The following is a 23,885-nucleotide window of genomic DNA, read 5'->3' on the forward strand; positions in this document are numbered from 1 at the left end:
CACCGACGAGGAGTCCTCATGAACCCCGATCCCAGTCAGTACGTCCCCGGTCAGCAGGTCCCCGGTCAGTACGTCCTCGACGGCGACAACTCGATGTACGCCACCGAGAGCGGCCTGGTGGTACCGGTCGTCACCCGTAGCGGCAGCGAACCCGGTGACACCGGGCAGTCCGCCGGCGCCACCCGGATCTCGGGCGTGAGCATCCAGCACACCCCGGCCACCAGGATCTGGTTCGGCAAGGTCCACAACGACGGCGGCTACCGCTCGGTGCCCCACCACCACGGCGAGGCCGAGACCGGCGGCTATGTGCTCTCCGGCCGGGCCCGGATCTACTTCGGCGCGAAGTTCGAGGACTACATCGACATGGCGGAGGGCGACTGGGTGTTCGTCCCGCCGTTCCTGCCCCACGTCGAGTGCAACCTCGACCGCGACAACCCGCTGACCTGGATGACGACCCGCACTCCGGAGAACATCGTGGTCAACCTCCCCCAGGTCGCGGACGCGGACCTGCGCGACTGGACGGACCGCCCCTGATGACCGACACCACCTCCGAGGTCTTCACGGCCGCCGTCACCCTGACCCCGGCCGAGGCCGAGCGCTTCGACCTCGCCTTCACGGCGGTCACCCAGCCCTGCCCGTGGCCCAAGGCGTACGGCGGCGACCTGGTCGCCCAGGCCGCCGCGGCGGCGATGAAGTCCGTCGACGACGGCAAGGCGCTGCACTCCATGCACTCCTACTTCATGCGCCCCGCCGACATCGGCGCCGAGGTCCGCTACGAGGTGGAGCTGCTGCGCGACGGCCGCGGCTACGCGACCCGGCAGGTGCGCGGCTACCAGAACGGCAAGCCGCTCTACGTGTGCCTGGCCAACTTCGCCGCCGGCGAACCGGGCGGCAGCTACAGCGAGGGCCTCCCCGACTGGCTGGCGGCCGCGGGCCTGCCCGGCCCCGAGAAGCTGCTCAGCTCGGCGGAGTACCTTGCCGGGCGGACCGGCGGCACGATGACCGAGGTCTCCAAGGACTACTGGTGCGGCGGCCGGGGCTTCGACATGCGCCATGTGCCGGGCCCGGTCTACCTCGACGTCGAGGGCGAGCGGAGGCCCCACCAGGCGGTCTGGGTACGGCCCTTCGACGCGCTGCGGCCGGTCGACGGGCTCACCGACGCGCAGCGTGACACGGCCGCCCTCGCCTACGTCTGCGACTACACGATCCTGGAGCCGGTGCTCCGCGTCCTCGACCTGCCCTGGGCACGGGAGGGGCTGGTCACCGCCAGCCTCGACCACGCGATGTGGTTCCACCGGGCGCCCCGGGCGGGTGTGGTGGACGGCTGGCTGCTCTACGCCCAGGAGGCGGTCGCCGCCGACGACGGCAGGGGGCTCGCCGCCGGGCGGTTCTTCACCCCCGACGGCACCCACCTGGCCACCGTCGTCCAAGAAGGAATGATCCGCGCCGGCGAGGGAGGCCACCGATGACCCTGTCGCCCTCCGGGCACACCGACACCTTCGCCCGCGACCATCTCCCGCCGGCCGGGCAGTGGCCGGTGCTGGAGTTCACGACCGAGGCGCTCCGGTACCCGGAACGCCTCAACGCCGCCGTCGAGCTGATCGACGGTGCGGTGGCGGTCTTCGGCCCCGACCGGCCCGCGCTGCGCACCCCCGACGGCGGCGTCTGGACGTACGGCGAGCTTCAGCGTCGGGCCGACCAGATCGCCCAGGTGCTCACCGAGGACCTGGGGCTGGTGCCCGGCAACCGGGTGCTGCTGCGCTCCCCCAACAACCCCTGGACCGTCGCCGCCTGGCTGGGCGTGGTGAAGGCCGGCGGGATCGTCGTCACCACCATGGCCGTCCTGCGGGCCGGCGAGCTGGCGCCCGTCGTGGAGAAGACCCGGCCCACCGTCGCGCTGGTCGACCACCGCTTCCTCGACGACGTGTTCGCCGTGCGGGAGTCGGTCGCGCCGGACCTGGTCGTCGTGCCGTACGGCGGCGACACCGCCGACGACCTGGGCAACCGGGTCGAGGCGAAGGCGGGGCGGTTCGCCGCGGCCGACACCGCCGCGGACGACGTCGCGCTGTTCGGGCCGACGTCGGGCACCACGGGCGTCCCCAAGATCACCACCCACTTCCACCGCGACATCCTGTCGATCGACAACACCTTCGGGAAGCACACGCTCCGGCTGCTCCCCGACGACCTGGTCGCGTGCACCGCCCCGCTCGCCTTCACCTTCGGCCTCGGTCTGCTGGTCGTCTTCACCCTGCGGGCGGGTGCCTGCGCCTTCCTCACCGAGTCGGTGCCGCCGGCGGGACTCGCCGACCTCGTCACCGAGCACGGGGTGACCGTGCTGGCCACCGCCCCTACCGCGTACCAGCAGATCCTCAAGTCCGGGAAGGCGGACCGGCTCACCGGGCTGCGCCGCGCGGTCAGCGCGGGCGAACACATCCCGCAGGGCCTGTGGGAGGAACTGCGCGACCGGCTCGGCCTCAGGGTCATCGACGGGATAGGCGCCACCGAGATGCTGCACATCTTCATCTCGGCCGACGGCGACGACATCCGCCCCGGGGCGACCGGCAAGCCCGTGCCCGGTTACCGCGCCACCATCCTGGCACCGGACGGCAAGGAGCTCGGCCCCGGTGCCGAGGGCCTGCTCGGTGTGATCGGCCCGGTCGGCTGCCGCTACCTCGACGACGAACGGCAGGCCGCCTACGTCCTGGGCGGCTGGAACGTCACCGGTGACACCTTCCTCCGCGACGAGGAGGGCTACTTCTGGTACCGGGCGCGCAACGACGGCCTGATCGTGTCGTCCGGGTACAACATCGCCGGTCCCGAGGTGGAGGCCGCCGTCCTCACCCACCCGGACGTCGTGGAGGCGGCCGTCGTCGCGGAGCCGGACGCCGAACGCGGTTCGATCGTCTGCGCGTTCGTCGTCCTGCGCGAGGGCGTGGCCGGTGACGCGGCGACGGCCCGGGACATCCAGGACCACGTCAAACAGCAGATCGCGCCGTACAAGTACCCGCGCGACGTGCGCTTCACCGACTCGCTGCCGCGCAACCCCAGCGGCAAGCTTCAGCACTTCAAGCTCCGCCAGATCGTGACGGAACAGATCACGGCAGAACAGATCGCGACGGAGCAGATCGTGGAGGAACGGCCATGAGGATCGCTATCGCGGGCGGTGGCCCCGGAGGGTTGTATTTCGCCGCCCTGATGAAGCAGCTGGACCCGGCGCACGAGGTCACCGTCTGGGAGCGCAACGCGCGCGACGACACCTTCGGGTTCGGCGTGGTCTTCTCCGACGAGACCCTCGGCGGCATCGACAACGCCGACGACGTCGTGCACGCGGCGATGGAGAACCGGTTCGCGCGCTGGACGGACATCGACATCGAGGTGGACGGCGAGCGGTTCACCGTAGGCGGGCAGGGCTTCGCGGCGATGAGCCGCAAGGAGCTGCTGCAGATCCTCCAGCGGCGGGCCGCCGAGCTCGGCGTCACCGTCCACTACCGCACCGAGGCCCCCGACGTGGACGAACTGCGCGCCACGCACGACCTGGTGCTGGCCGCCGACGGCCTCAACTCCGCCGTCCGCACCAAGTACGCCGACGTGTTCGGGCCGTCCCTGGACCGGCGGCACAACAAGTACATCTGGCTCGGCACCGACCTGGTCTTCGAGGCGTTCCAGTTCTTCGTCAAGCAGACGGAGTGGGGCACCATGCAGATCCACGGCTACCCCTTCTCCGACAGCGGCTCGACCTTCATCGTCGAGATGCACGAGGACGTCTGGCGGCGGGCCGGCTTCGACCGGACCGAGGACCAGGTGTTCCCGCCGGGCGTCTCCGACGACTACGCCGTGGGCCGGATCGCGGAGATCTTCGCCGACGAGCTGAAGGGCCACCGGGTCCTCACCAACAACTCGAAGTGGCTGAACTTCACGACGGTCCGCAACGACCGCTGGTCCGACGGCAACGTGGTGCTGCTCGGCGACGCCGCCCACACCGCCCACTTCTCGATCGGCTCGGGCACCAAGCTCGCCATGGAGGACGCCCTCGCCCTGGCCGCCTGCCTGCACGAGCACCCGACGGTGGCCGAGGCGCTGGCCGCCTACGAGACCGAGCGCAAGCCCGTCGTCGAGTCGACCCAGCGGGCCGCGCAGGCATCGCTGGAGTGGTTCGAGAACATCGGCATGTACGCGGGCCAGGACCCGGCGCAGTTCGTCTTCAACCTGCTCACCCGCTCGCGGCGCATCACCTTCGAGAACCTCAAGGAGCGCGACGCCGAGTTCGCCGCGCTCATGGAGTCCGAGTTCGCCCGGCACCAGCAGGCCCCCGAGGTCGCCCCGGCGATGTTCCAGCCGGTCCGGATCGGTGAGCTGGAACTGAAGAACCGGATCATCGTCTCCCCGATGGACATGTACTCCTCGGACGATGGTGTCCCCGGCGACTTCCACCTCGTACACCTGGGCTCCAAGGCACTGGGCGGCGCCGGCCTGGTGATGAGCGAGATGGTCTGTGTGTCGCCCGAGGGCCGGATCACGCCGGGCTGCCCGGGGCTGTGGACCGACGAGCAGCGCGACGCCTGGCGCCGGGTCACGGACTTCGTCCACGACCGTTCGACCGGGAAGATCGGCCTCCAGCTCGGCCACTCGGGCCGCAAGGGCTCGACCAAGCTCATGTGGGACGGCATGGACGAGCCCCTCGACGACGGCAACTGGGAGGTCATCGCCCCCTCGGCGCTCCCGTACGGCGCCGACTGCCACGTCCCCCGGGAAGCGACCCGCGCGGACATGGACAAGGTGGTCGCCGACTTCACCGCCGCCGCCGCACGCGGAGTGGCGGCCGGCTTCGACCTCGTCGAGGTGCACGCCGCCCACGGCTATCTCCTCTCCTCCTTCCTCTCCCCCGTCGCCAACCGGCGCACCGACGAGTACGGCGGCTCCCTGGAGAACCGGCTGCGGTTCCCGCTGGAGGTCTTCGACGCGGTGCGTCAGGTCGTCCCGCTCGGCATCCCGGTCACGGTCCGTATCTCGGCGACCGACTGGATGCCAGACGGCAACACCGGGGACGACGCCGTCGACATCGCCCGCGCGTTCATCGAGCACGGCGCGGCGGCCATCGACGTCTCCTCCGGTCAGGTCGCCAAGGACGAGAAGCCGGCGTTCGGCCGCTCCTACCAGACCCCGTTCGCCGACCGGATCCGCCACCGGGTGGCCGGGCCCACGGGAGTGCCGGTGATCGCGGTCGGGGCCATCTCCTCGTACGACGACGTGAACTCGATCCTGCTCGCCGGGCGGGCCGACCTGTGCGCCCTGGGCCGCACCCACCTCTACAACCCGCAGTGGACCCTGCAGGCCGCGGCGGAGCAGGAGTACCGCGGGGCCGGTGCCGAGTGGCCGGTGCAGTGGGCGGCGGGCCGGCGCAAGCCGCCCACCTCCCGTACCGACAAGGTCCCGCCCCGGCTGTCGCTGCTGCGCGAAGGCGCCGGCGGCGATGTGCACCTGCGCTGGACCCCGGCCGCGAGCACGGTGCCGGCATGACCGCCGCGCCCCCGGCCGCGCACGCGGTCGGCGTACACCGGACGCGCATCGAGTGGATCGACACGGACGCGGCCGGCATCTACCACAACAGCACGGTCGTACGGTTCGTGGAGGCGGCGGAGGCCTCGCTCATGGCCGGGCTCGGCCTCCACGGCTACTTCCCGGCGGCGCCCCGCGTCCGCTACGAGGTGGACTTCGAGTCGCCGCTCTTCTTCGGCCAGGACGCGCGCACGGTCGTGGAGCTGGTGCGCATCGGCACCAGCTCGATGACCTTCGCCTTCGAGGTCTGGGGCGAGGAGTTCCGGGGCCGTCCGCCCGGCCGGGCCGCGCACGGCCGGTATGTGACCGCGCACATCGGCCGTGACCATGCGGACGGTGCCGTGAGCGTGCCCTGGCCCGAGGAGTGGGTCGCGGCGCTGACCGGGCCCGTTCGATCGACCGGGGCGGTCCGATCATGCGATCCCGGTCCGGCATACTCACTGGAATGAGCGAGACGAAGGGCGACCGGCCCACCACAGCGGCGCGCCGGTCCCGGACCGTGCTCGTGAGTTTTCTCGGCGCGATCGTGCGCAAGATGGGCAACTGGATGCCCATCGCCGGCACGGTCGAGCTGCTGACCGCGTCGGGGCTGGACGCCGCGAGCGTCCGGACGGCGGTCTTCCGGCTCAAGAAGCGCGGCTGGCTGGAGTCGGAGAGCCGCGCGGGGATGCGCGGCTACACGCTGACGCCGGCCGCGCTGGAGGCGCTCACCGCCGGTGACGAGGTCATCTGGCACGCCCGGCAGCCGGCCGAACTCGGCGACGGCTGGTGCTTCGTGAACTTCTCCGTGCCCGAGTCGGCTCGCGCGCTGCGCCACCGGTTGACCGGCCATCTGACCTCGCTGGGCTTCGGCAACATCGGCTCCGCGGTCTGGATCGCGCCCGCCCGGATGCTCCCGGCCGCGCAGCGCGCCATCGCCGAACTGGACCTCACCGAGCAGTGCGCCGTCTTCGTCGGCGACTACGTCGCCGGGCAGCCGCTGACGGCCATGGTCCGGGGCGGCTGGGACCTCGACGAGATCGACCTGCGCTACCGGGAGTTCATCAGCGCGTACGAGGGCGAGGCGGAGCGCCTGACCGAGGCCGCGGTCATCGACGGGCGGCACGCCTACCTCACGTATCTCGCCGTGATCGACCACTGGCGCAAGCTCCCGTTCCGCGACCCCGGGCTGCCCCGCGAGGTACTCCCCGAGGGCTGGTCCGGCCCCGCCGCCGTCCAGCTCTTCGAACGCATGGTCACGATCCTGGAGGGCCGGGCGCTGGCCCATGCGGCCGCGTATTGGTCCTCGCCGTCCTGACCACCCTGCGGCGTGCCGGCCCGACGCCGTGCCGGTGAGGGCGCGGCGTCAAGATCACCATCATCTGGGCCGGGCAGGCCGGGCTCCAGCTCGGCATCGGGCTGCTTGACCACGGCTATGACGTCACCGTCGTGTCGAACCGCACCGGTCAGCAGATCCGCGAGGGCCGGGTCATGTCCAGCCAGTGCATGTTCGGCACGGCCCTGCGCACCGAGCGCGCGCTCGGCCTGGACGCCTGGCAGGAGCAGTGTCCGCAGATCTCGGGGATCTCGCTGTCCCTCTCGGATGAGGACGGCGGTGTCCGGTGGACGGCGCCGCTGGACGCTCCTGGAGGGGACGGTCGCCCGGTTCCAGTGCCGGACGCTCCAATGCCTCGACGCGGGCGACCACCTCGTGATGCTCGGCGAGGTCGAGCAGTACGACGCACCCGGCGGGGATCCCCTGGTCTTCCACTCCGGCAGCTACCGGCTCGCCGCCAAACATCCGGACGTGTGAAGCGCGTGAGGAGGAACCCCCTGCTGTACGTCGGTCTGCCAGGCCGCGTCGACGTCCGGGGTGGAGAGGTGGTCCAACGCCTCCGCTGCGGATGGTCCGGCGACGCTCGGCGACCCGCGTGCCCGCAGGATGCCTCCGGAACCTCAGGCGGGCTTGCCCCCACCCGCGGGGTACGTGGTGCGGAAGCGTGCCCGGTAGGCACCGGGCGTGATGCCCAGGTTGCGTGTGAAGGCCCGGCGCAGCGACTCCGACGAGCCGAAGCCGGTGCGCCGGGCCACCGTGGCCATGGGGTCGTCGCCCCCCCCAGCATCGCCTGGGCGGCTTCCATACGAACCTTCTCGACATAGCGGGCCGGGGTCGTGGCCGTCTCCTCGTGGAACAGCCGCGTCATGTGGCGCGTGCTCACCCCTGCGCGGCGCGCCATGGCGGCAAGGGTGTGCGGGGCGGAGGGATCCTCGGCGACCGCGTCCAGGACCCGGCGCAGCATCTCCTGCCTGGCACGTGGGGTGTGGGTGCGGACGCTGAACTGTGACTGGCCGCCCGGCCGCTGCATGAACACGACCATGTCCTTGGCCACAGCGCGGGCGACATCGGCGCCGAGGTGCTCCTCGACCAGGGCGAGCGAGAGGTCGATACCCGCACTGACCCCTGCGGAGGTCATGATGTGGCCGTCGCGTACGAACAGGGCGTCGGTTTCCACGGTCACCCGCGGGTAGCGCAGGGCGAGTTGGTCGGCGAAGCGCCAGTGCGTGGTCGCCTCGCGTCCGTCGAGCAGCCCGGCGGCGGCGAGGAGGAAGGCGCCGGTGCAGACGGACACGGTGCAGCGGCTGTGTGCGTCGAGCGCCTTCACGGCGTTCAACAGGGCGTCGTCCTTGGCGAGGGAGGGCCACTCGGGGCCACCGGGGATGACGACCACGTCGCCGGCCTCGTGCACCTGCGCGGCAGCCAGGTCGACGTGCAGCCCCGTGCCGGCCGCGGTGACCACGTCGGCGCCGTCCGGGGAGACCGTGCGCACGCGGAAACGACCGCCGAATTCGTTGGCCGTCGAGAACACCTCGATGGGACCGGTGACGTCGAGCAGCCGTACGCCGGGGAAGACCAGCACAGTCACCAGCAGCGGCTTCCTGCCTGACGGCGTGTCCTTCATCGTGTGCCTCCCGGACGGACGGGACCCCACGGCGGATTTTATGGGTTTGATTACCAAACCTTCCTGGCCGGGATCGGACGTGCGCGGACCCGTACGGTGCCTCGATGTCCTGGTGTGAGGGTGTCATGGCACGTGCCGTCCTGGGGCGGGAGCCGCGCCTCGCCATAGCGTCGGAGGCGCCGTCACCGACGCTGATCGCGGGCGGTGAGGCATCCGACACGAGAAGAGAAGGCACACCGCGCCGTGGCACCCCGTTCCCGTACCAGCCGATCGATCCCGTCCCAGGGCCTCCCGGTTCCGCGCCTGTCTCCGCACACCCGTGGCCGGCCGGCCGGAGCCAACGGAAGAGGGCGGGGACAACTCGGTCCCAGCTGGTTCGCCGCGGTCATGGGCAGCGGGATCGTGGCCGTGGCCGCCGCCACCCTGCCACGCGGTTTCCCCGGGCTCGCCGCGGCCGCCACGGTCGTCTGGGCGGGAACCGCGCTGCTGCTGGCCGTCCTGGCCTGCAGCTACGCCGGCCAGCGGATGCTGCGGGTGCATGCCGGCGATCCGGTGCTCGCCCAGTTCTTCGGGGCGCCGCCGATAGCGCTGCTGACCGTGGGGGCGGGGACGCTGCTGCTGGGCCGGCGCCTGATCGGAGAGCGTGCGGCGGTGGATGTGGACTGGGTGCTGTGGTCGGCCGGAACGGTGCTGGGTCTGGCCACCGCCTGCACGGTTCCGTATCTGATGGTCACGCGGCACCGGTTCACGCCGGACGCGGCGTTCGGCGGCTGGCTGCTGCCGGTGGTGCCGCCGATGGTCTCCGCGGCGACAGGCGCGCTGCTCGTCCCACGGGCGCCGGCCGGGCAGGTGCGGCTGGCTCTGCTGCTGGGCTGCTACGCGATGCTCGGCCTCGGGCTGATCGCGGGCCTGCTGGTGCTGGCCATGGTGTACAGCCGCCTGGTGCATCATGACGCGCCCAGCGGGGCGGTGGTGCCCACGGTGTGGATCGGCGTGGGGGCGCTGGACCAGGCGGTGACCGCGCTGGGTGCGCTGGCCACGGCGGCGCCGAGTGCGCTGCCCGCTCCGTACGCGCGCGGGACTGCGGTCGCGGCGCTGCTCGGCGGGCTCGGGATATGGGGCTTCGCCCTGCTGTGGCTGGTGCTGGCGACGGCGCTGACCGTACGGGAGATCCGCGCGGGGCTGCCCTTCGCACCCACCTGGTGGTCCTTCATCTTCCCCCTGGGTGCCTGCGTCACCGGCACCAGCGCGCTGGCCGCCCGTACCGGCTCGCAGCTGTTCGTCTGGACTGCCGTCGTCGTGTACGTCCTGCTCGTCGCGGCCTGGGCGGTGGTCGCCTGGTACTCCCTGCGGCACGCGACCGTCCGGCAGCGTGAGCGTGCCCGCCGATGACCGGGACCGTGTGCCGCTCCACATGACGAGGGACGCGGCCCCGACCCGGCACGGCACCGCCGGACCCACGGGAACCCGCCGGAGGGGCCGTCGGCTCCCCCGCGGACGACTCAGCTCGGGAGTTTCCAGTTCTGGGCCGCCGTGCCGTTGCAGGTGTACAGCTGAAGCTGGGTGCCGTTCGTGGTGGAGGAGTTGGGGTCGTCGAGGCACAGGTTCGACTGGGGGTTGACCAGCGACCCGTTGGCGCCTGCGGTCCACTGCTGGGCGCCGGTGCCGTTGCAGGTCCACAGCTGGATCAGCGTGCCGTTGGTGGTCCCGCTGTGGTCGGCGTCCAGGCATTTGCCGAGGGCCCGGATCGTTCCGTCGCCGGCGACGATCCAGTCCTGGGCGTAGGTGTTGTTGCAGCCCCAGATCTGGACGTGGGTGCCGTCGGCGGTGCCGGAGGACGCGTCGTCGGCGCACAGGGTGGAGGCGACCGCGGAGGTGAGCGGACCGATCCGCGGCGAGGCCGGTGCGATGGTGTCCCCCGCGTACGAGGGCGGTGCCGCGGTGGCCGCCGTCGCCCAGGACGTGTTGGCGGTGGTGCCCAGGGTGAAGTCCAGCGTGCCGCCGGCCGTGATCGCCGTGGTGGGGGCGTAGGCGTTGTTCCACGCCGTGCCGTTCCACGCCGCGGACTGGACGTAGGGGGCGTTGTCGGCGGCGCCGTTGCCGTTGATCGTGAGTGTTCTGCCGGAGGGGAGGGTGACCACGGCCTGGGTGAACAGCGGTGAGCCGAGGGCGAGATCGGAGGTTCCGGGCGTCTCGGGGAACACGCCGAGCGCCGACCACACGTACCAGGCGCTCATCGCGCCGAGGTCGTCGTTGCCGTCGGCCAGGCCGCCCGGGGTGTTCGACCAGATCTGGTCCTGGATCGCCCGGACGGTGCCCTGCGTCTTGTAGGGCTGGCCCGTGTAGTCGTACTCCCAGGGCAGTTCGATGCTCGGTTCGTTGCCGACCCAGGCGTAGCCGCCCGCGCCGGTGTAGCTGCGCAGGACGGTGTCCAGGTAGTGGTTCATCGCGGTGTTGCCGCCCTTGGCGTGCGCCAGGCCGCCGATGTTGAAGGGCACCATTCCGGTGTAGATCCACGAGTCGGCCTCGACCATGTCGGTGCCGCTGGTGGGGTCGAAGCCGCCGGTCCACGAGCCGCCCGCGTTCCGGGGCTCCACGAAACCGGAGGCGGGGTTGAGCACGTTGCGCCAGTCCTGTGCCCGGTTGGCGTAGGTCTTCTGGTCGGCGGTGTCCCCGAGCGCTCCGGCCATCGCGGAGATCGCGAAGTCCGCAGTGTTGTACTCCAGGGTGGTGGCCACCGGGCCGTAGAAGTTGCAGCAGCCGTAGCTGCCGTCGTGCGGCATGTATCCCGGCGAGTTGAGATAGGCGAGACCGGGGCGGTCGTTGTTGGCCGTGCTCGCCTGTCTGACCATGTCGGCCAGGGCGGTCCGGGTGTCGAAGTCCCGGGCGCCGAAGGCGTAGTAGTCGGCGAGGATGGCGTCCGCCGGGTCGCCGACCATGACGTACGACTCGCCGTTGTTCTCCGACCACTTGGGGAAGATCCCGGTCTGCGTGTAGTCGTCGACCATCGACTGCGCGGTGTCCGAGGCGACCTGGGGGGCGACCAGGGCTTCGAGCTGGGCCTGCGAGCGGTAGATGTCCCAGCCGGAGTAGTTCGCGTAGACGGCGCTGTGACCGGCGTCCACGGTGTGGGTCTTCCCGTCGAAGCCGTAGTACTGGCCGTTGGTGTCGCTGATCACGTTCGGGTGCAGCAGGGAGTGGTAGAGCGCGGTGTAGAAGGTCTGCTGCTGGGCGGCCGTTCCGCCGGCGATCTGCACCTTGCCGAGCGCGCTGTTCCACGCGTTCTGCGCGGCGGTGCGGGTCGCGTCGAAGTCCCAACCGGCGTTCTCCGCGGTCCGGTTGGCGACGGCGCCCGCGACCGACACGTAGGAGATGCCGACCTTGGCCTGCACGACCGGGTTGGACGTGGTGTTGAAGGTGACGTAGCCGTTCGAGGCGGCGGCAGCGGGGGCGGCGGAGGCGCTGGGGTTCCTGCCGTGCAGCACCGGCGCGTTGGGCTTCTCGGCGGCGTTCTTAGACGCCTTGGCCGACAGCGAGGAGCCGGCGGTCGACGCCTTGGCGACCGAGCTGCCCTGCGAGGCGAACGGCTGGTCGAAGACCATGTCGAAGTAGACGGTGTAGGTGTTCGCGGCGCCGCAGAAGTGGCCGCTGGTCACCTGTCCGCTCACCTCGGTGCTCGACACCTTGGTGAACTGTGTGGAACTGGCGCCGTTCTGGCTGCCCGTCAGCTTGAAGATCAGGTTGGCCTGGCTCGTCGAGGGGAAGGTGAAGCGGGCCATGCCGCTGCGCGTCGTGGTGGTCAGCTCGGTGGTCACCTGGTTGTTCAGCGCGACCTTGTACGACCCGGCGGACGCCGCTTCGTCGGCGTGCGAGAACGCGTCCGTGGCACCGGTGTTCACGGCTCCCACCGTGGGCAGCACCGGTATGTCACCGGCGGCGCCACAGCCGGGTCCGGCGATGTGGGTCAGGCTGAACCCGGTGATCGACGAGTCGTTGTACTCGTAGCCCCCGCCGTCGGGACGCGACGGCGTGTCCGGGCTCCACTGCACCATGCCGAACGGGACATCGGCCCCCGGGAAGTCGTCGGCCTGGTTCGACGTGCCGATGAACGGATCGACCAGAGTGGCCGGCGAGGTGACGAGCGCGGCCTTCCCGGCCGCCCAGGCGGGCGTGCACAGCCCGGCCGCGGCGAGCGCCGCGGCGGCGAGGAGACCGATCGCCATGGTTCCGGGCGGTCTCGACAGTCGTGTGATCACGGGGTTTGCTCCTCTACTCGGAAGTGGAGGTCCGACAACGTTGTCTCCGCGCCGAGAACGCGAACCCGGGTGATGAACGACGCGCCAAGATGTCTTGATCACCAAAGGCTGACAACGTTGTCCAACCGTGGAGACGAGATGCCTGAGATACGAACGCTTCGACGGGACCCCGGGCCGCGGGCGCCCAGGGAGCAGAGCGGGAACTGTGGGTGAAGCTAGCCACAAGGCAGGGACATGTCAACGACTGCCGCAACCTCGTCCGCGGTACAGATGTGAGCGACAACCCACGGTGGCGCACCCGGCGCCAAGGGAGGCAGCACATGATCGATGTCGTCTTCGGAGTTGACGTCGGCACCTCCAGCACCAAGGGCGTGGTGGTGGACACCGCCGGCCGCGTCCTGGGCGAGGCCGTACGCCGTCACGTGGTCGACCGTCCCCGGCCGGGGCACGTCGAGATGGACGCACAGGTGTGGTGGGACGAGTTCGTCTCGCTCGCGGCCGAACTGCTCGACCGCGACGACATCGCCGTCCGGGCCGTCGGAGTCAGCGGCATGGGCCCGTGCACCCTCCTGGTCGACGACGCCGGAGATCCTGTGCGTCCGGCGGTGCTGTACGGCGTGGACACCCGCGCCGAGGAACAGATCGCGCGGCTGAACCGGGAGTTGGGGCCGGACACGATCTTCCGCAGGTGCGGGTCGGCCCTGTCGTCGCAGGCCGTCGGGCCGAAACTCGCCTGGATCCGCGAGCGGGAGCCCGGGGCGTGGGCCCGCGCCCGCCGCCTCCTCATGCCCGCTTCGTGGCTCGCCCACCGGCTGACCGGTGCCTACGTGCTGGACCTGCACTCCGCCAGCCAGTGCACCCCGCTGTTCGACATCCACGAGCAGCGCTGGATCCCCGAATGGGCCGAGCACCTCGCGCCCGGCATCGACCTCCCCCCGCTGCGCTGGCCGGGCCAGGAGGCCGGCCGGGTGAACACGCCCGTCGCGGGCATCCCGGCGGGTACGCCGGTCATCGTGGGGACGATCGACGCCTGGAGCGAGGCCATCAGCGTCGGCGGGCACGGCGTCGGCGACCTGATGCTGATGTACGGCACCACGATGTTCCTGGTGAACACCGTCGACCGGTTCGTGACCAGCCCCTCGATGTGGTCCACGGTCGGCGCCCTGCCCGGCACCCGTTGCCTGGCCGGCGGCATGGCCACCTCCGGAGCCGTCACCGACTGGCTGGGCCACCTCTTCGGCGACGTCGGCCCCGGCGTGCTGTTCGACGAGGCGGCCGCCTCGCCTCCGGGTGCGAACGGCCTGGTGATGCTGCCGTACTTCGCCGGGGAGCGCACCCCCGTCATGGACCCCGACGCCCGGGGTGTGATCGCGGGCCTGACGCTGGGTCACACCCGGGGCGATCTGATGCGGGCGACGCTGGAGGCCACCGCCTACGGTGTCCGGCACAACGTCGAGACGATGCTCGCGGCCGGCGCCGACATCCGGCGGATCGTCGCGGTCGGCGGCGGCACCCGGGGCGGACTGTGGCCCCAGATCGTCAGCGATGTCACCGGTCTCGAACAGATCGTCGCCCGCACGACCATCGGTGCGAGCTACGGTGCCGCCTTCCTCGCCGCCGGGCTGATCGGCCGGCCGGACATCACGGCCTGGAATCCGGCCGAATCCGTGGTCCGGCCGGATCCTGCCACCTCGGCTGTCCACGACCGCCGGTTCACCCAGTACCGGGACCTGTACGCGAGCACCGTCGCGGTCACCCACGCCCTGGCCCACGACCAGCGCACCGGCCACGCGGAAGGTTCCCCGTGACGTAGCGCTGCGCCGTGGTGCCGGGGCATGCGGACGGTCCGCCGCGGGGTCTGGAACTCCTCGTCTAGAACTCCTCGACGAAGTAGGGCTCGACGGTCATCCAGCCGTTGCCCGAGGCCCCGTTCAGCCGGCCCGAGGAATTCCTGGCGAGGGTGTACCAGGACTCCACGTAGTCGGGGTCGTCGGTGAACCAGCTGTCGGGGATCGCGCTCAGGACCGCGTTCACCAACGGGATGTAGGCGCCCTGGTCGGTCACGGTGAGCAGCGCCGTGGTGATCGCCTGCGCCAGCGCACGGTAGTTGGTGCCGTCGTCGTCCTCCATCATGACGACGTCGGCCAGGTTGTACTTGTAGTACGACCAGTTGACCAGGATCTGGTTCGGGTAGTAGACGGTCCCGTCGTAGTCCAGATAGGGCATGTCCACCGAGTCGACGCGCGCCGTGCCGTCCTGGCCGAAGCCGGTCACCAGCGAGAACATCTCCGCGGCGCCCTTGAACCAGGGCTCCTGGTCGTCGTTGACCTCGACGGCCGTGACCTTGGTCGCCCACCAGCCCGCCGCGCTGGCGGAGTTGGCAGCCCCGGCACTGTTCGCCGCCGTAGCCGGGAGCGAGGTCAGCCCCTTGTCGGCGAAGGCCTTCCGCAGCACCTTCAGGCCGGCCCGGTGCGCCTTGGTGACATCGATGTCCAGGATGTACAGCGGGCGGTGTCGACGGAGTGGGCGCGGCCCTTGCTGTCGTACGCCGTGATGCTCGTGGCCTCGTCGTCGGCCGCGGCGACGGCGATCCAGGGGGTGACGTCGGCGTTCAGGTGCGACCGCATGGACGGTGCGGCCAGCCGCACACGCAGCAGCGATCCGGTCGACGCGGGCAGGCCCTTGAGGCCCGCGATACGGCGGTCCGCGGCCGAGACGGAAGCGAACAGGTTCCTGCCCTCCGCGGCGGCGGTGCTGCCCGTCAGCGCCTGGAGGTCCACGTCCTCGGTGCCGAGCGCGGCGGCACGGACCCGCTCGCGCCACCGCGGGTCGGCCAGCGAGGCGGACAGCGCCCGCGCGATCTCCTGCTCGGCCGACCGCACCGGAGACCGCCGGAACGGCGTGGCCTGGTCCCCCGCGTCCCGTACGGGCGCGGCGATCGCGGGCTGGACGGTGCCGCCGATGACCGCGGACAGCATCATGCCGATGAGGAGGCCGCGTCTCTTGCTTGATCTGCTCACCATGCTCCTTGTGGTTCGGGATTGACATAGACATGACAAAGCGGGAAGCGGGTCGAGGGCGCCGGGAAGCCCCGCTACCGGGAGCCGTCGGCGGCCTGCCGCCCGCGAGGACGGCCCAGCGAACCGAGCATGATCTTCTCCGTGCCGGCCAGGTACGCCTCCGCCGCGCGCCGCGCCGCCTCGCCGTCCTTGTCGACCACGGCCCGCACCACCGGCGCGAGCCGGTCCGCCGCGCGTGCCGCGTCCTCGAACGGCGCGCGCAGTGCAGCCCGTACCGGAAGGTAGGCGTTGAACAGCGTGTTCGTGAGGAGCAGATAGACCCGGTTCCCCGTGGCCCGCGCCAGTTCGCGATGCACTTCCACGTCGGCGAGCTGGACGGCGTCGGCGTCCGGGCCGTCCGCGACCTGGCTCAGCAGGTGTTCCAGCCGCCGGGCCTGTCGTTCCGAGCGCCGGTCGGCCGCGCGGCCGGCGATCAGCGTGCCGATCTGGCGCCGTACCTCGAAGACCTCCCGCAGCCACGTGGGGTCCTGTGCGGCCAGCATCGGGAGCAGGTCGGCGCCGCCGACCCGCAGGTAGTCCAGGACGCGGGTGCCGATGCCGTGCCGGGTGCTGAGCAGTCCCGCCTGTTCCAGCCGGGTCAGCGCGTGCTTCAACGTCGTACGGGTGACCCCGTACCCGGCGGCCAGTTCCCGCTCGGGGGGCAACAGGGATCCGGGTTCGTGCGTGCCGCTCAGGATGTCGTCACGCAGCCGTGCTGCCAGCAGGTCGACCACGGTTCGGCGCGCAATGCTCTCGACGGCCACGGAGGATCTCCCAGGCTTCGGTGAGTGGTTCGGCTGCTTCACTGGTCCAGTGGCTGAGCCACTGGACCAGTGAAGCAGCGACCGACCATCGCGTCAATTGCCTGATGAAGCCGAGCGGTTGGGCCTGGATACGCGCGTCGGCGTGCCGGTCTACTCCTTGACGGCCCCGGCGTTGGCGCCTTGGACGAAGTAGCGCTGGAAGCAGAAGAAGAGGGCGGCGACGGGGAGGGTCGCCAGCAGGGCCGCCGCCAGTTTGAGGGGGTACTGGGTGCCGCCGCCCAGGCCGCCGGAGACGAGGCGGGCGAGGCCTGTGGTGAGGGTTTCGTACTGGCTGGACTGGGTGGCCACGAGGAAGTGGGTGAACTCGTTCCACGAGCCCTGGAAGGACAGGATGGTCAGGGTGAGCAGGGCGGGCCGGGCCATGGGCAGGACGACGGACCAGAAGGTGCGCAGGACGCCGGCGCCGTCGACGCGTGCGGCCTCCTCCACTTCCCGGGGGATGGACTCGAAGAACTGTTTCATGATGAAGATGCCGGCCGCGTCCACCATGAGCGGCAGGATCATGCCGGTGTAGGTGTCGAAGAGCCCGAAGGTGTTGAGCACCAGGAAGCGCGGAATCAGCAGGGCCACGTTCGGCACCGCCAGCACGGCGAGGACGAAGCCGAACAGCAGGGTGCGGCCGGGGAAGCGCAGCCGGGCCAGCGCGTAGCCGGCCATCGAGTCGAACAGGACGCGTCCGGCGGTGACCGCGACGGCGACGAAGGCCGAGTTGCCGAGCCAGCGCAGGAAGGGGACGCCGTCGTCGGACTCGCCGAGGCCGAACAGGCGTTGGTAGGCAGCAGTGGTGGGGGTGGTGGGGAGCAGGCCGAGGGGGTGGGCGGCCGCGTCCGGGTCTGTTTTGAAGCCGGTGACCAGCTGGATCAGGAACGGCACGATGTACAGGAGGCCGAGCGCGGCCACGGCCGTGTAGCCGAGGACGCGCAGCGGCAGGGCGAAGCGGCCGAGCACGGGGCGTCCCTGCGCCCGGGCGGCGGCCTGGGTGTCGGCGCTCATCGGGTCCTCCGGGTGCGGGGGCCGCGCTCCCGGAAGAGGAAGCGTTGTACGGCGGTCATGGTCAGGATCAGCGTGAGCAGGATGAAGGCGATGGCCGCACCCTGCCCGAAGTCGGCGTCGCCGAAGGCGGAGGAGTAGGAGAGGAAGGCCGGGGTGAGGGTGGTGTTGCCGGGGGCGCCCTGGCTCATGACGTAGACCTGGTCGAAGACCTGCCAGGTGCCGATCAGGCCGAGGGTGAGGACGAGGAAGAGCACCGGCCGCAGCGCGGGCAGGGTCACATGACGGAGCATCTGGAAGCGGCTGACGCCCTCGATGGCGGCGGCTTCCTCCAGCTCGCGCGGGATGTCCTGGAGGGCGGCGAGAAAGATCAGCATGAAGGTGCCGGAGGTGGTCCACACGGCGAGCAGGATGATCGTGCACATCGCGACGGAGGGTCCGGACAGCCACTCGAACCAGGACAGCCCCATGAAGGAGTGGTCGGCGAGGCCGCCCGTGGGGTGGTTCGTGTCGACGACGCCGAGGCCGCCGAGGACGAGGGAGAGCACGCCCCGGGAGTCGTTGAACCAGTTCGGGCCCTTGATCCCGATCCAGGAGAGCACGGTGTTGACGGCGCCGCTGCCCTGGAACAGGAAGAGGAAGACCGTGGAGACCGCGATCGAGCTGGTGACCGAGGGGAAGAAGAACGCGGTGCGCAGGGCGCCGCGGCCGCGCAGCATCCGCTGGTTGACGATGAGCGCCAGGGCCAGCGCGAGGATCGTCTGCAGGGGCACGGTCAGCAGGACGTAGTAGAGGTTGTTGCGCAGGGACGTGGCGAAGAGGGTGCGGTCGAGGCCGGGACGGGTGAGCAGGGCGCGGTAGTTGTCGAGTCCGACGAAGTCCGCCTGGCCGCCGAAGGGGTTGGACTGGCCGTCCCAGTGCAGCAGGCTCACCCACAGCGCCATCAGGGTCGGCAGGACCAGGAACAGGCCGAGGACGATCACCATGGGGCTGACGAAGAGCCAGCCCCAGGCGCCTTCGGCGCGGCGCCCCACGCGCGGGGCGTGCGGAGCGCGGGGCGCCGCGGCCGGGACCGCCCCGCCGGGCGTGTCAGGTTCGCCCGGCGGGACGGCCGTACGGGGACCCCCGCCTGCGCGGGAGCGCGCGGCCGGGCGGGGGGTCGGTGAGGTGCGGGAGAACATGGCGGCTCAGTCGCCCTTCGTGAGGGCCTGTTCGCCGTTGCTCTGCAGGTCGGCGAGGATCTTCTTCGGGTCACCGGTGGCCAGTGCGGCGAGATCGGTGTTGAACTGGGTGAGCACCTTGTCGAAACCGGCGATGGTCACCGGGCCCTGCGCGTAACCGGTGGCGTCCGCCCACGCCTTGGCGGACGGGTACTTCTTCGCGTACTCGGCGAGGGCGCTGGTGCGGGAGGGCATCACGCCGAAGGCGTCCGCGTTCTTCAGCATCTGCGTGCCGGTGGTGAGGTACTTCACCAGGTCGACGGCCGCCTCGCGGTGGGCGCTGTCCTGGGCGACGCCCCAGCACTGGCTGAAGGCGAGGGTGCCCTGGCCTGCCGGTCCGGCGGGCAGCGGGACCACGGTGTACTTCACGTCCGGGTAGTCGGCCTTCATGCCGCCGGTGAGCCAGTTGCCCTCGATCGTCATGGCGGCCTTGCCCTTGCCGAGGGCCTCGCCGCCCCAGTTGGTGTCGACCTGGTTGGCGTACTTGAGGGAGCCGGCCTTCAGCAGCGACCGCACGTACTCAAGGGCCTTGGTGTTCTGCGTGCTGTCGGCGGTCATCCTGCTCTGGTCGCTGTCGGTGATCCAGCCGCCGGCCTCTCTCATGAAGGCCCCGAGGCGCGCGTACTCGCCGTTGACGACCAGCCCGGTGACGTCGCCCTTGGTCAGCTTCGCGGCGACGGCCTTGAGCTGGGCCCAGGTGGTCGGGTAGTCCCGCTCGGTGAGCCCGGCCTTCTTCCACAGGTCCGCGTTGATGGCCAGGGCCAGGGTGGAGGTGTCCTTGGGCAGGCACACCAGTTTCCCGTCCCGGGTGAAGGAGGCGCGCAGCCGGGCGGAGAAGTCGTCCGCGTCCTTGATCTGGTCGCCGTACGGGTACAGGGAGCCGCCCTGGGCGTAGTTGGCGAACTGGCTGGAGTCGACGTAGAAGGCGTCCGGTGGCTTGTGCCCGGCGAAGGACTGGGCGAGCTGCTGGTTGATGTCCTTGGCGACGTCCACGGTGACCGTGTTGCCGGACTGCTCGGCATACGCGGCCGCCGCCTCCTTCACGGCCTTCGTCTCCGCGTCCCCCGAGGAGGCTATGAGCACCGTGAGGTGCTGCCGGGAGCTGGTGTCCTGCGCGGTCTTCTTGTCGCTGTCGAAGTTCGACGAGCAGCCTGTGACGGCCAGCAGCGCCGCACAGGTGGCGAGGGCCGCGACGGCCGAACGGTTGGGCATGGCTTCCTCCGAGGGTTACGGGGTGGTACCTGCGGCTCCTCCCGGGCACACGAAGGCGTGGGCCAGGGGTGTGGGGGTGGAGGAGAAGAAACGTTTCAGAAGATGGCACCGGCCGGGCGCCGGAACGGCCCGGCCCGCCGGACGGGGTCTGCTCGCCGGCTCTACGGACCGGCCCACGGACCGGCCCACGGACCGGCTCTACGCACCGGCCGGCAGGGAGGCCGTGGCGCTGTCGCGCACGATCAGGGACGGCTCCAGCAGGAGCCGCTCGGGCGGTGCCTCGGGAGCGGCGATCCGCGCCAGCAGCAGCCGTACGCACTCCCGGCCGACGTCCTCCAGCGGCTGGGCGACGGAGGTCAGCGCGGGCGAGAGGATCTCGGCGGTCGGCGAGTCGTCGAAGCCGACGACAGCCACGTCACGGCCGGGTACGGCGCCGCGTTCGCGCAGTGTCTGGTAGCAGCCGAGCGCCAGCATGTCGCTCGCCGCGACCACGGCGGTCGCGCCGCCGTCCAGGAGCGGTTTCACGGCGGCCCGGGCCGCCTCGATCTCGTTCACGCTCTGCGCGCGGCGCCCGCGGGTCGGCAGTCGGTGCCGGCGCATGGCCCGCGCCCATCCCTCGGCACGGTCGTCGCCGGCGCCGGAGGTACCGCGTCCCCAGCCCAGGAAGGCGATCTTCCGGTGCCCGAGGGCGACCAGGTGCTCGACCGCGGCGTCCGTGCCCGAGGCGCCGTCGACGTCGACCCAGTCCCCGACGGGCCGCCCGGACCACATCCGGCCGAACCCGACGAACGGCACGCCCCGTTGGGCCAGCCACGCCTGTCGCGGGTCACCCCGCTCGGTGCCGCTGAGCACGAAGCCGTCGACCTCGTGCTGGGCCAGCAGTTCCTCGTAGCCCTCCAGGCTGGGGCCGCCCGTCGGGGAGGCGAAGAGCAGGATCCGGTAACCGGCCTCGTCGGCCGCTTCGGACAGCGCGTGCAGGAACCGGTCCATGACCGCGCCCGCGGTGCCGGGCGGGGTGGGCTGGATGCCGTAGCCGATGAGCTTGCTGGATCCGCTGCGCAGTGTCTGTGCGGCGCGGCTGGGCCGGTAACCCATCTCGTCGATCACGCGGCGGACCCGCTCCAGGGTCTCGGGCCGCAGCATTCCGGGCGAGTTGATGGCGTTCGACACGGTCTGCGACGAGACGCCGGCCCGCCGGGCGACCATCGCGAGGGTCACCGGGCCGCCCTTGGCCGAGGGGGTGTTGCTGGAGCGGGGCATGCGGCTCTCCGACCGGACGAGGACTTGAGGACTTCGTTTTAGCGTTCCAATAACCATTGCCATGACCCTGAAGAGTCACTTAGCTTTTTTGGAACGCTAAAACACTGAGAGGTTCTACTTCCTTGGACGCCACTGTCAAGACCCAGGACACCGACGGCTCGGTCACGGCACCCACGTCCCCGGCCACGGGGCTGCAGCCGTTCCTGCAGGACGCGGTCGTCACGCTGCACGCGCCGAGTCTCGTCATCTCGCGGGCGAGCGGGCAGCTCGTCGAGGGTGCGGACGGCTTCTACCACGGCGACCGCAGGGCACTGTCCCGGCTCGACGTCAGCGTCGAGGGCATCCGTCCGGCTCCCGTCGCCGGAGGTTTCCGAGGCGCGGATCGCGCGGAGTTCCGGTCGATCCTGCGCGGCCTCGGCGAGGTGACTCCCGATCCGGCCGTCGCCCTGCACCGGCGCCGGGGCACGGCGGCCGGCCGGTACGAGGAGGTCCTGGAGGTCACCAACGCGGGCGGCGAGCACGTCCGTTGCCGGCTGACGGTGACCGCCGCCACGGACCTGGCCACCATGGAGCAGGTCAAGTCGGGGCAGGCCCTGGAGGCGACCCCGCCCCAAGTCGCCGACGGCATCGGGCTGTCCTGGACCGGGGACGACTTCACCGTCCGGCTGACCAGCGAGCCCGCGCCGGACACGCTCGAAGCACCGGAAGGCCGGCTGTCCTACGACATCGCCCTCCCGCCCGGTACGTCCTGGAGCGTGACGCTGACCTGCACCGCCCGCTACGCGGACGGCGACCAGTTCCCCGCTCCGCCCGCCGGCCGGCCGCCGTGGCGCGTCCCCGCGCTGCGCAGCACGGACCGCGGTTTCGACGCATGGCTGGCCCAGTCCCTCGGCGACCTGGACCGGCTCCGCCTGGCGGACCCGCGGTCACCGCGCGAGGACTGCCCGGACCAGTTCCTGGCCGCCGGCGCCCCCTGGTTCCTGACGCTGTTCGGCCGGGACTCGCTGTGGGCCGCCCGGATGCTCCTCCCGCTCGGCACCGACCTGGCCGCCGGTACCCTGCGCACGCTCGCGCGCCGCCAGGGCACCGTGACCGATCCGGCGACCGAGGAGCAGCCGGGCAAGATCCTGCACGAAGTTCGCCGCGGCACCCTCCAGCTCTCGTCCCGGCTCTCGCTGCCGCCGGTGTACTACGGCACGGTGGACGCCACCGCGCTGTGGATCACGCTGCTGCACGACGCCTGGCGCTGGGGACTCGACCCGGCGCAGGTCGAGGAGTTGCTGCCGCACGCCGAGGCGGCCCTCGGGTGGCTGCGGGCCCAGGCGGAGGCCGGCGGCGACGGCTTCCTCAAGTACGTCGACCGGACCGGACAGGGCCTGACGAACCAGGGCTGGAAGGACTCCGACGACTCCATCCGCTACCGCGACGGCCGCCGCGCCCACGCGCCGATCGCGCTGTGCGAGGTCCAGGCGTACGCCTACGAGGCCGCCCGTGGCGGAGCGGCATTGCTGCGCGCCTTCGGCCGGCCGGGCGCGGACGCCTGGGAGGAGTGGGCGGAGCAACTGGCCACCCGCTTCCGCGACCGCTTCTGGGTGGCCGACGACCGGGGCCCGTACCCGGCGGTCGCGCTGGACGGCGACGGCAAGCCGGTCGACTCGGTCACCTCCGGCTTCGGTCACCTCCTGGGCACCGGTCTCCTCAATGCGCGGGAGAGCGAGCTGCTGGCGGCCCGGCTCGCCGCACCGGACCTCGACGCGGGTCACGGTCTGCGGACGCTGAGCAGCGAAGCGGTGGGCTTCAACCCGTACGGGTACCACGTGGGCTCCATCTGGCCGCACGACACGGCGATCGCCGTGCACGGCCTGGTCAAGGCCGGCTTTCCGGACGTCGCCGGATCTCTGGCGAACGGGCTGCTGACCGCGTCCGTGGCCTTCGACGCCCGGCTCCCCGAACTCTTCGCCGGCCACGGCAGCGAGGCCGGGCCCGGGCCCGCCCCCTACCCGGCCTCCTGCCGCCCCCAGGCCTGGGCCGCCGCCGCCTCGGTCCTCGCGCTCCAGGCCGCCCTCGGCCTGGACGCGGACGTCCCCGCGGGCACCCTCACCGTGGCCCCCACCTTCGCGGCCCGGTACGCCCCGCTCACCGTGGCGGGACTCCAAGTCGGCGGAGAGCGGCTGGACATCGCGGTCGCCGCCGACGGAACGGTGAGCGTGACCGCGCCGGAAGGGCTGACCGTGGTCACGCACTGACGGCGTCGAAGCCGCCCGGCGTCGTCCGCACCGGCCGGGCCCCGGATCCTGCGGTCCGGGGCCGGTCCGCCTGCTCGCGCTCGCCGTACTCCTCCGGGTACTCCGCCGCGTCCTCGGGTCGGGGTCGGCTTCCGGCTCGTACCGCCCCCCGCGGTTTCGGACGGGCGGCCGCGCCCCGCGGGCGACTTGGAGCCGGCCGCGTGGCTGTCGGCGGCCTGCCGTCGGTGCGGTTCCCGGCCGGCCGGCTACCGGCCGACCGGTCCTCGGCCGGGGACGTCCGGCCGCTGCCGACGCGCGGCGTCGGTCCTCCAGGCGCGCCCTGA

General features: G+C 71.5%; 17 protein-coding genes and 2 pseudogenes. 10 read left to right on the forward strand and 9 right to left on the reverse strand.

What is annotated here, in order from left to right; all coding sequences use genetic code 11:
- The first annotated feature begins 18 nt into the window (after nt 1–18).
- The 7 genes from ACFZDK_RS27025 to ACFZDK_RS27055 all read left to right on the forward strand — a co-directional run bounded on the left by ACFZDK_RS27025 (nt 19) and on the right by ACFZDK_RS27055 (nt 7,348).
- The gene (locus ACFZDK_RS27025; protein WP_390976300.1) at nt 19–534 is read left to right on the forward strand and encodes a cupin domain-containing protein; all 516 of its coding nucleotides are present in this window, start codon (nt 19–21) and stop codon (nt 532–534) included.
- On the forward strand, nt 534–1,469 hold the full coding sequence (locus tag ACFZDK_RS27030) for an acyl-CoA thioesterase domain-containing protein (protein ID WP_390976302.1): 936 nt from the start codon (nt 534–536) through the stop codon (nt 1,467–1,469). The genes ACFZDK_RS27025 and ACFZDK_RS27030 overlap by 1 nt, the downstream gene beginning before the upstream one ends.
- Entirely contained in the window at nt 1,466–3,145 is a 1,680-nt protein-coding gene (locus tag ACFZDK_RS27035) for an AMP-binding protein (RefSeq protein WP_390976304.1), read from the forward strand. Before ACFZDK_RS27030 ends, ACFZDK_RS27035 begins: the two co-directional genes overlap by 4 nt.
- Complete coding sequence (locus ACFZDK_RS27040; RefSeq protein ID WP_390976305.1) at nt 3,142–5,517, forward strand: bifunctional salicylyl-CoA 5-hydroxylase/oxidoreductase; 2,376 nt, start codon at nt 3,142–3,144, stop codon at nt 5,515–5,517. The genes ACFZDK_RS27035 and ACFZDK_RS27040 overlap by 4 nt, the downstream gene beginning before the upstream one ends.
- Nucleotides 5,514–6,005, forward strand: a complete 492-nt coding sequence (locus tag ACFZDK_RS27045) for a thioesterase family protein (protein ID WP_390976306.1) — start codon at nt 5,514–5,516, stop codon at nt 6,003–6,005. The genes ACFZDK_RS27040 and ACFZDK_RS27045 overlap by 4 nt, the downstream gene beginning before the upstream one ends.
- The gene (locus tag ACFZDK_RS27050) at nt 6,002–6,853 is read left to right on the forward strand and encodes a PaaX family transcriptional regulator C-terminal domain-containing protein (RefSeq protein ID WP_390976308.1); all 852 of its coding nucleotides are present in this window, start codon (nt 6,002–6,004) and stop codon (nt 6,851–6,853) included. Before ACFZDK_RS27045 ends, ACFZDK_RS27050 begins: the two co-directional genes overlap by 4 nt.
- 297 nt (nt 6,854–7,150) lie before the next feature.
- Entirely contained in the window at nt 7,151–7,348 is a 198-nt protein-coding gene (locus tag ACFZDK_RS27055) for a flavin reductase (protein ID WP_390976310.1), read from the forward strand.
- A 143-nt stretch (nt 7,349–7,491) separates the two neighbouring features.
- Here the strand turns inward: ACFZDK_RS27055 and ACFZDK_RS27060 are convergent, their stop codons facing one another.
- Both ACFZDK_RS27060 and ACFZDK_RS27065 read right to left on the reverse strand, forming a co-directional pair.
- Complete coding sequence (locus ACFZDK_RS27060; protein ID WP_390976312.1) at nt 7,492–7,635, reverse strand: hypothetical protein; 144 nt, start codon at nt 7,633–7,635, stop codon at nt 7,492–7,494.
- A gap of 74 nt (nt 7,636–7,709) precedes the next feature.
- Nucleotides 7,710–8,495, reverse strand: a pseudogene (locus tag ACFZDK_RS27065) (GlxA family transcriptional regulator); the annotation flags it as partial.
- A 387-nt stretch (nt 8,496–8,882) separates the two neighbouring features.
- On the opposite strand from ACFZDK_RS27065, the gene ACFZDK_RS27070 reads away from it, so the two are divergent.
- A complete protein-coding gene (locus ACFZDK_RS27070; protein WP_390976314.1) occupies nt 8,883–9,887 on the forward strand; it encodes a C4-dicarboxylate ABC transporter in 1,005 nt (334 codons plus the stop codon).
- Between the two features lie 110 nt (nt 9,888–9,997).
- Here the strand turns inward: ACFZDK_RS27070 and ACFZDK_RS27075 are convergent, their stop codons facing one another.
- Entirely contained in the window at nt 9,998–12,751 is a 2,754-nt protein-coding gene (locus tag ACFZDK_RS27075) for a lectin (protein ID WP_390976315.1), read from the reverse strand.
- Between the two features lie 320 nt (nt 12,752–13,071).
- On the opposite strand from ACFZDK_RS27075, the gene ACFZDK_RS27080 reads away from it, so the two are divergent.
- Complete coding sequence (locus ACFZDK_RS27080; RefSeq protein ID WP_390976317.1) at nt 13,072–14,559, forward strand: FGGY family carbohydrate kinase; 1,488 nt, start codon at nt 13,072–13,074, stop codon at nt 14,557–14,559.
- Nucleotides 14,560–14,623: 64 nt separating this feature from the next.
- On the opposite strand, the pseudogene ACFZDK_RS27085 reads toward ACFZDK_RS27080, so the two are convergent.
- From ACFZDK_RS27085 to ACFZDK_RS27110, 6 genes and pseudogenes are all read right to left on the reverse strand, one after another.
- Nucleotides 14,624–15,774 (reverse strand): annotated as a pseudogene (locus ACFZDK_RS27085) (DUF3103 family protein).
- Between the two features lie 71 nt (nt 15,775–15,845).
- Nucleotides 15,846–16,574 carry a GntR family transcriptional regulator gene (locus ACFZDK_RS27090; RefSeq protein ID WP_390976319.1) on the reverse strand — a complete coding sequence of 243 codons (729 nt, stop codon included), beginning with the start codon at nt 16,572–16,574 and terminating at the stop codon, nt 15,846–15,848.
- Between the two features lie 150 nt (nt 16,575–16,724).
- The gene (locus ACFZDK_RS27095; RefSeq protein WP_390976321.1) at nt 16,725–17,627 is read right to left on the reverse strand and encodes an ABC transporter permease subunit; all 903 of its coding nucleotides are present in this window, start codon (nt 17,625–17,627) and stop codon (nt 16,725–16,727) included.
- Nucleotides 17,624–18,610 carry an ABC transporter permease subunit gene (locus ACFZDK_RS27100; protein ID WP_390976513.1) on the reverse strand — a complete coding sequence of 329 codons (987 nt, stop codon included), beginning with the start codon at nt 18,608–18,610 and terminating at the stop codon, nt 17,624–17,626. The genes ACFZDK_RS27095 and ACFZDK_RS27100 overlap by 4 nt, the downstream gene beginning before the upstream one ends.
- A 201-nt stretch (nt 18,611–18,811) precedes the next feature.
- A complete protein-coding gene (locus ACFZDK_RS27105; protein WP_390976323.1) occupies nt 18,812–20,056 on the reverse strand; it encodes an extracellular solute-binding protein in 1,245 nt (414 codons plus the stop codon).
- Between the two features lie 198 nt (nt 20,057–20,254).
- Nucleotides 20,255–21,316, reverse strand: coding sequence for a substrate-binding domain-containing protein (locus ACFZDK_RS27110; protein ID WP_390976325.1), 1,062 nt, complete (start codon nt 21,314–21,316; stop codon nt 20,255–20,257).
- Nucleotides 21,317–21,438: 122 nt separating this feature from the next.
- Here ACFZDK_RS27110 and ACFZDK_RS27115 point away from each other — a divergent pair, with 122 nt between their 5' ends.
- Nucleotides 21,439–23,562 carry a glycogen debranching N-terminal domain-containing protein gene (locus ACFZDK_RS27115; RefSeq protein WP_390976327.1) on the forward strand — a complete coding sequence of 708 codons (2,124 nt, stop codon included), beginning with the start codon at nt 21,439–21,441 and terminating at the stop codon, nt 23,560–23,562.
- Nucleotides 23,563–23,885 lie beyond the last annotated feature (323 nt).

Source organism: Streptomyces sp. NPDC007901 (genome assembly GCF_042959465.1).
Lineage (GTDB): Bacteria > Actinomycetota > Actinomycetes > Streptomycetales > Streptomycetaceae > Streptomyces.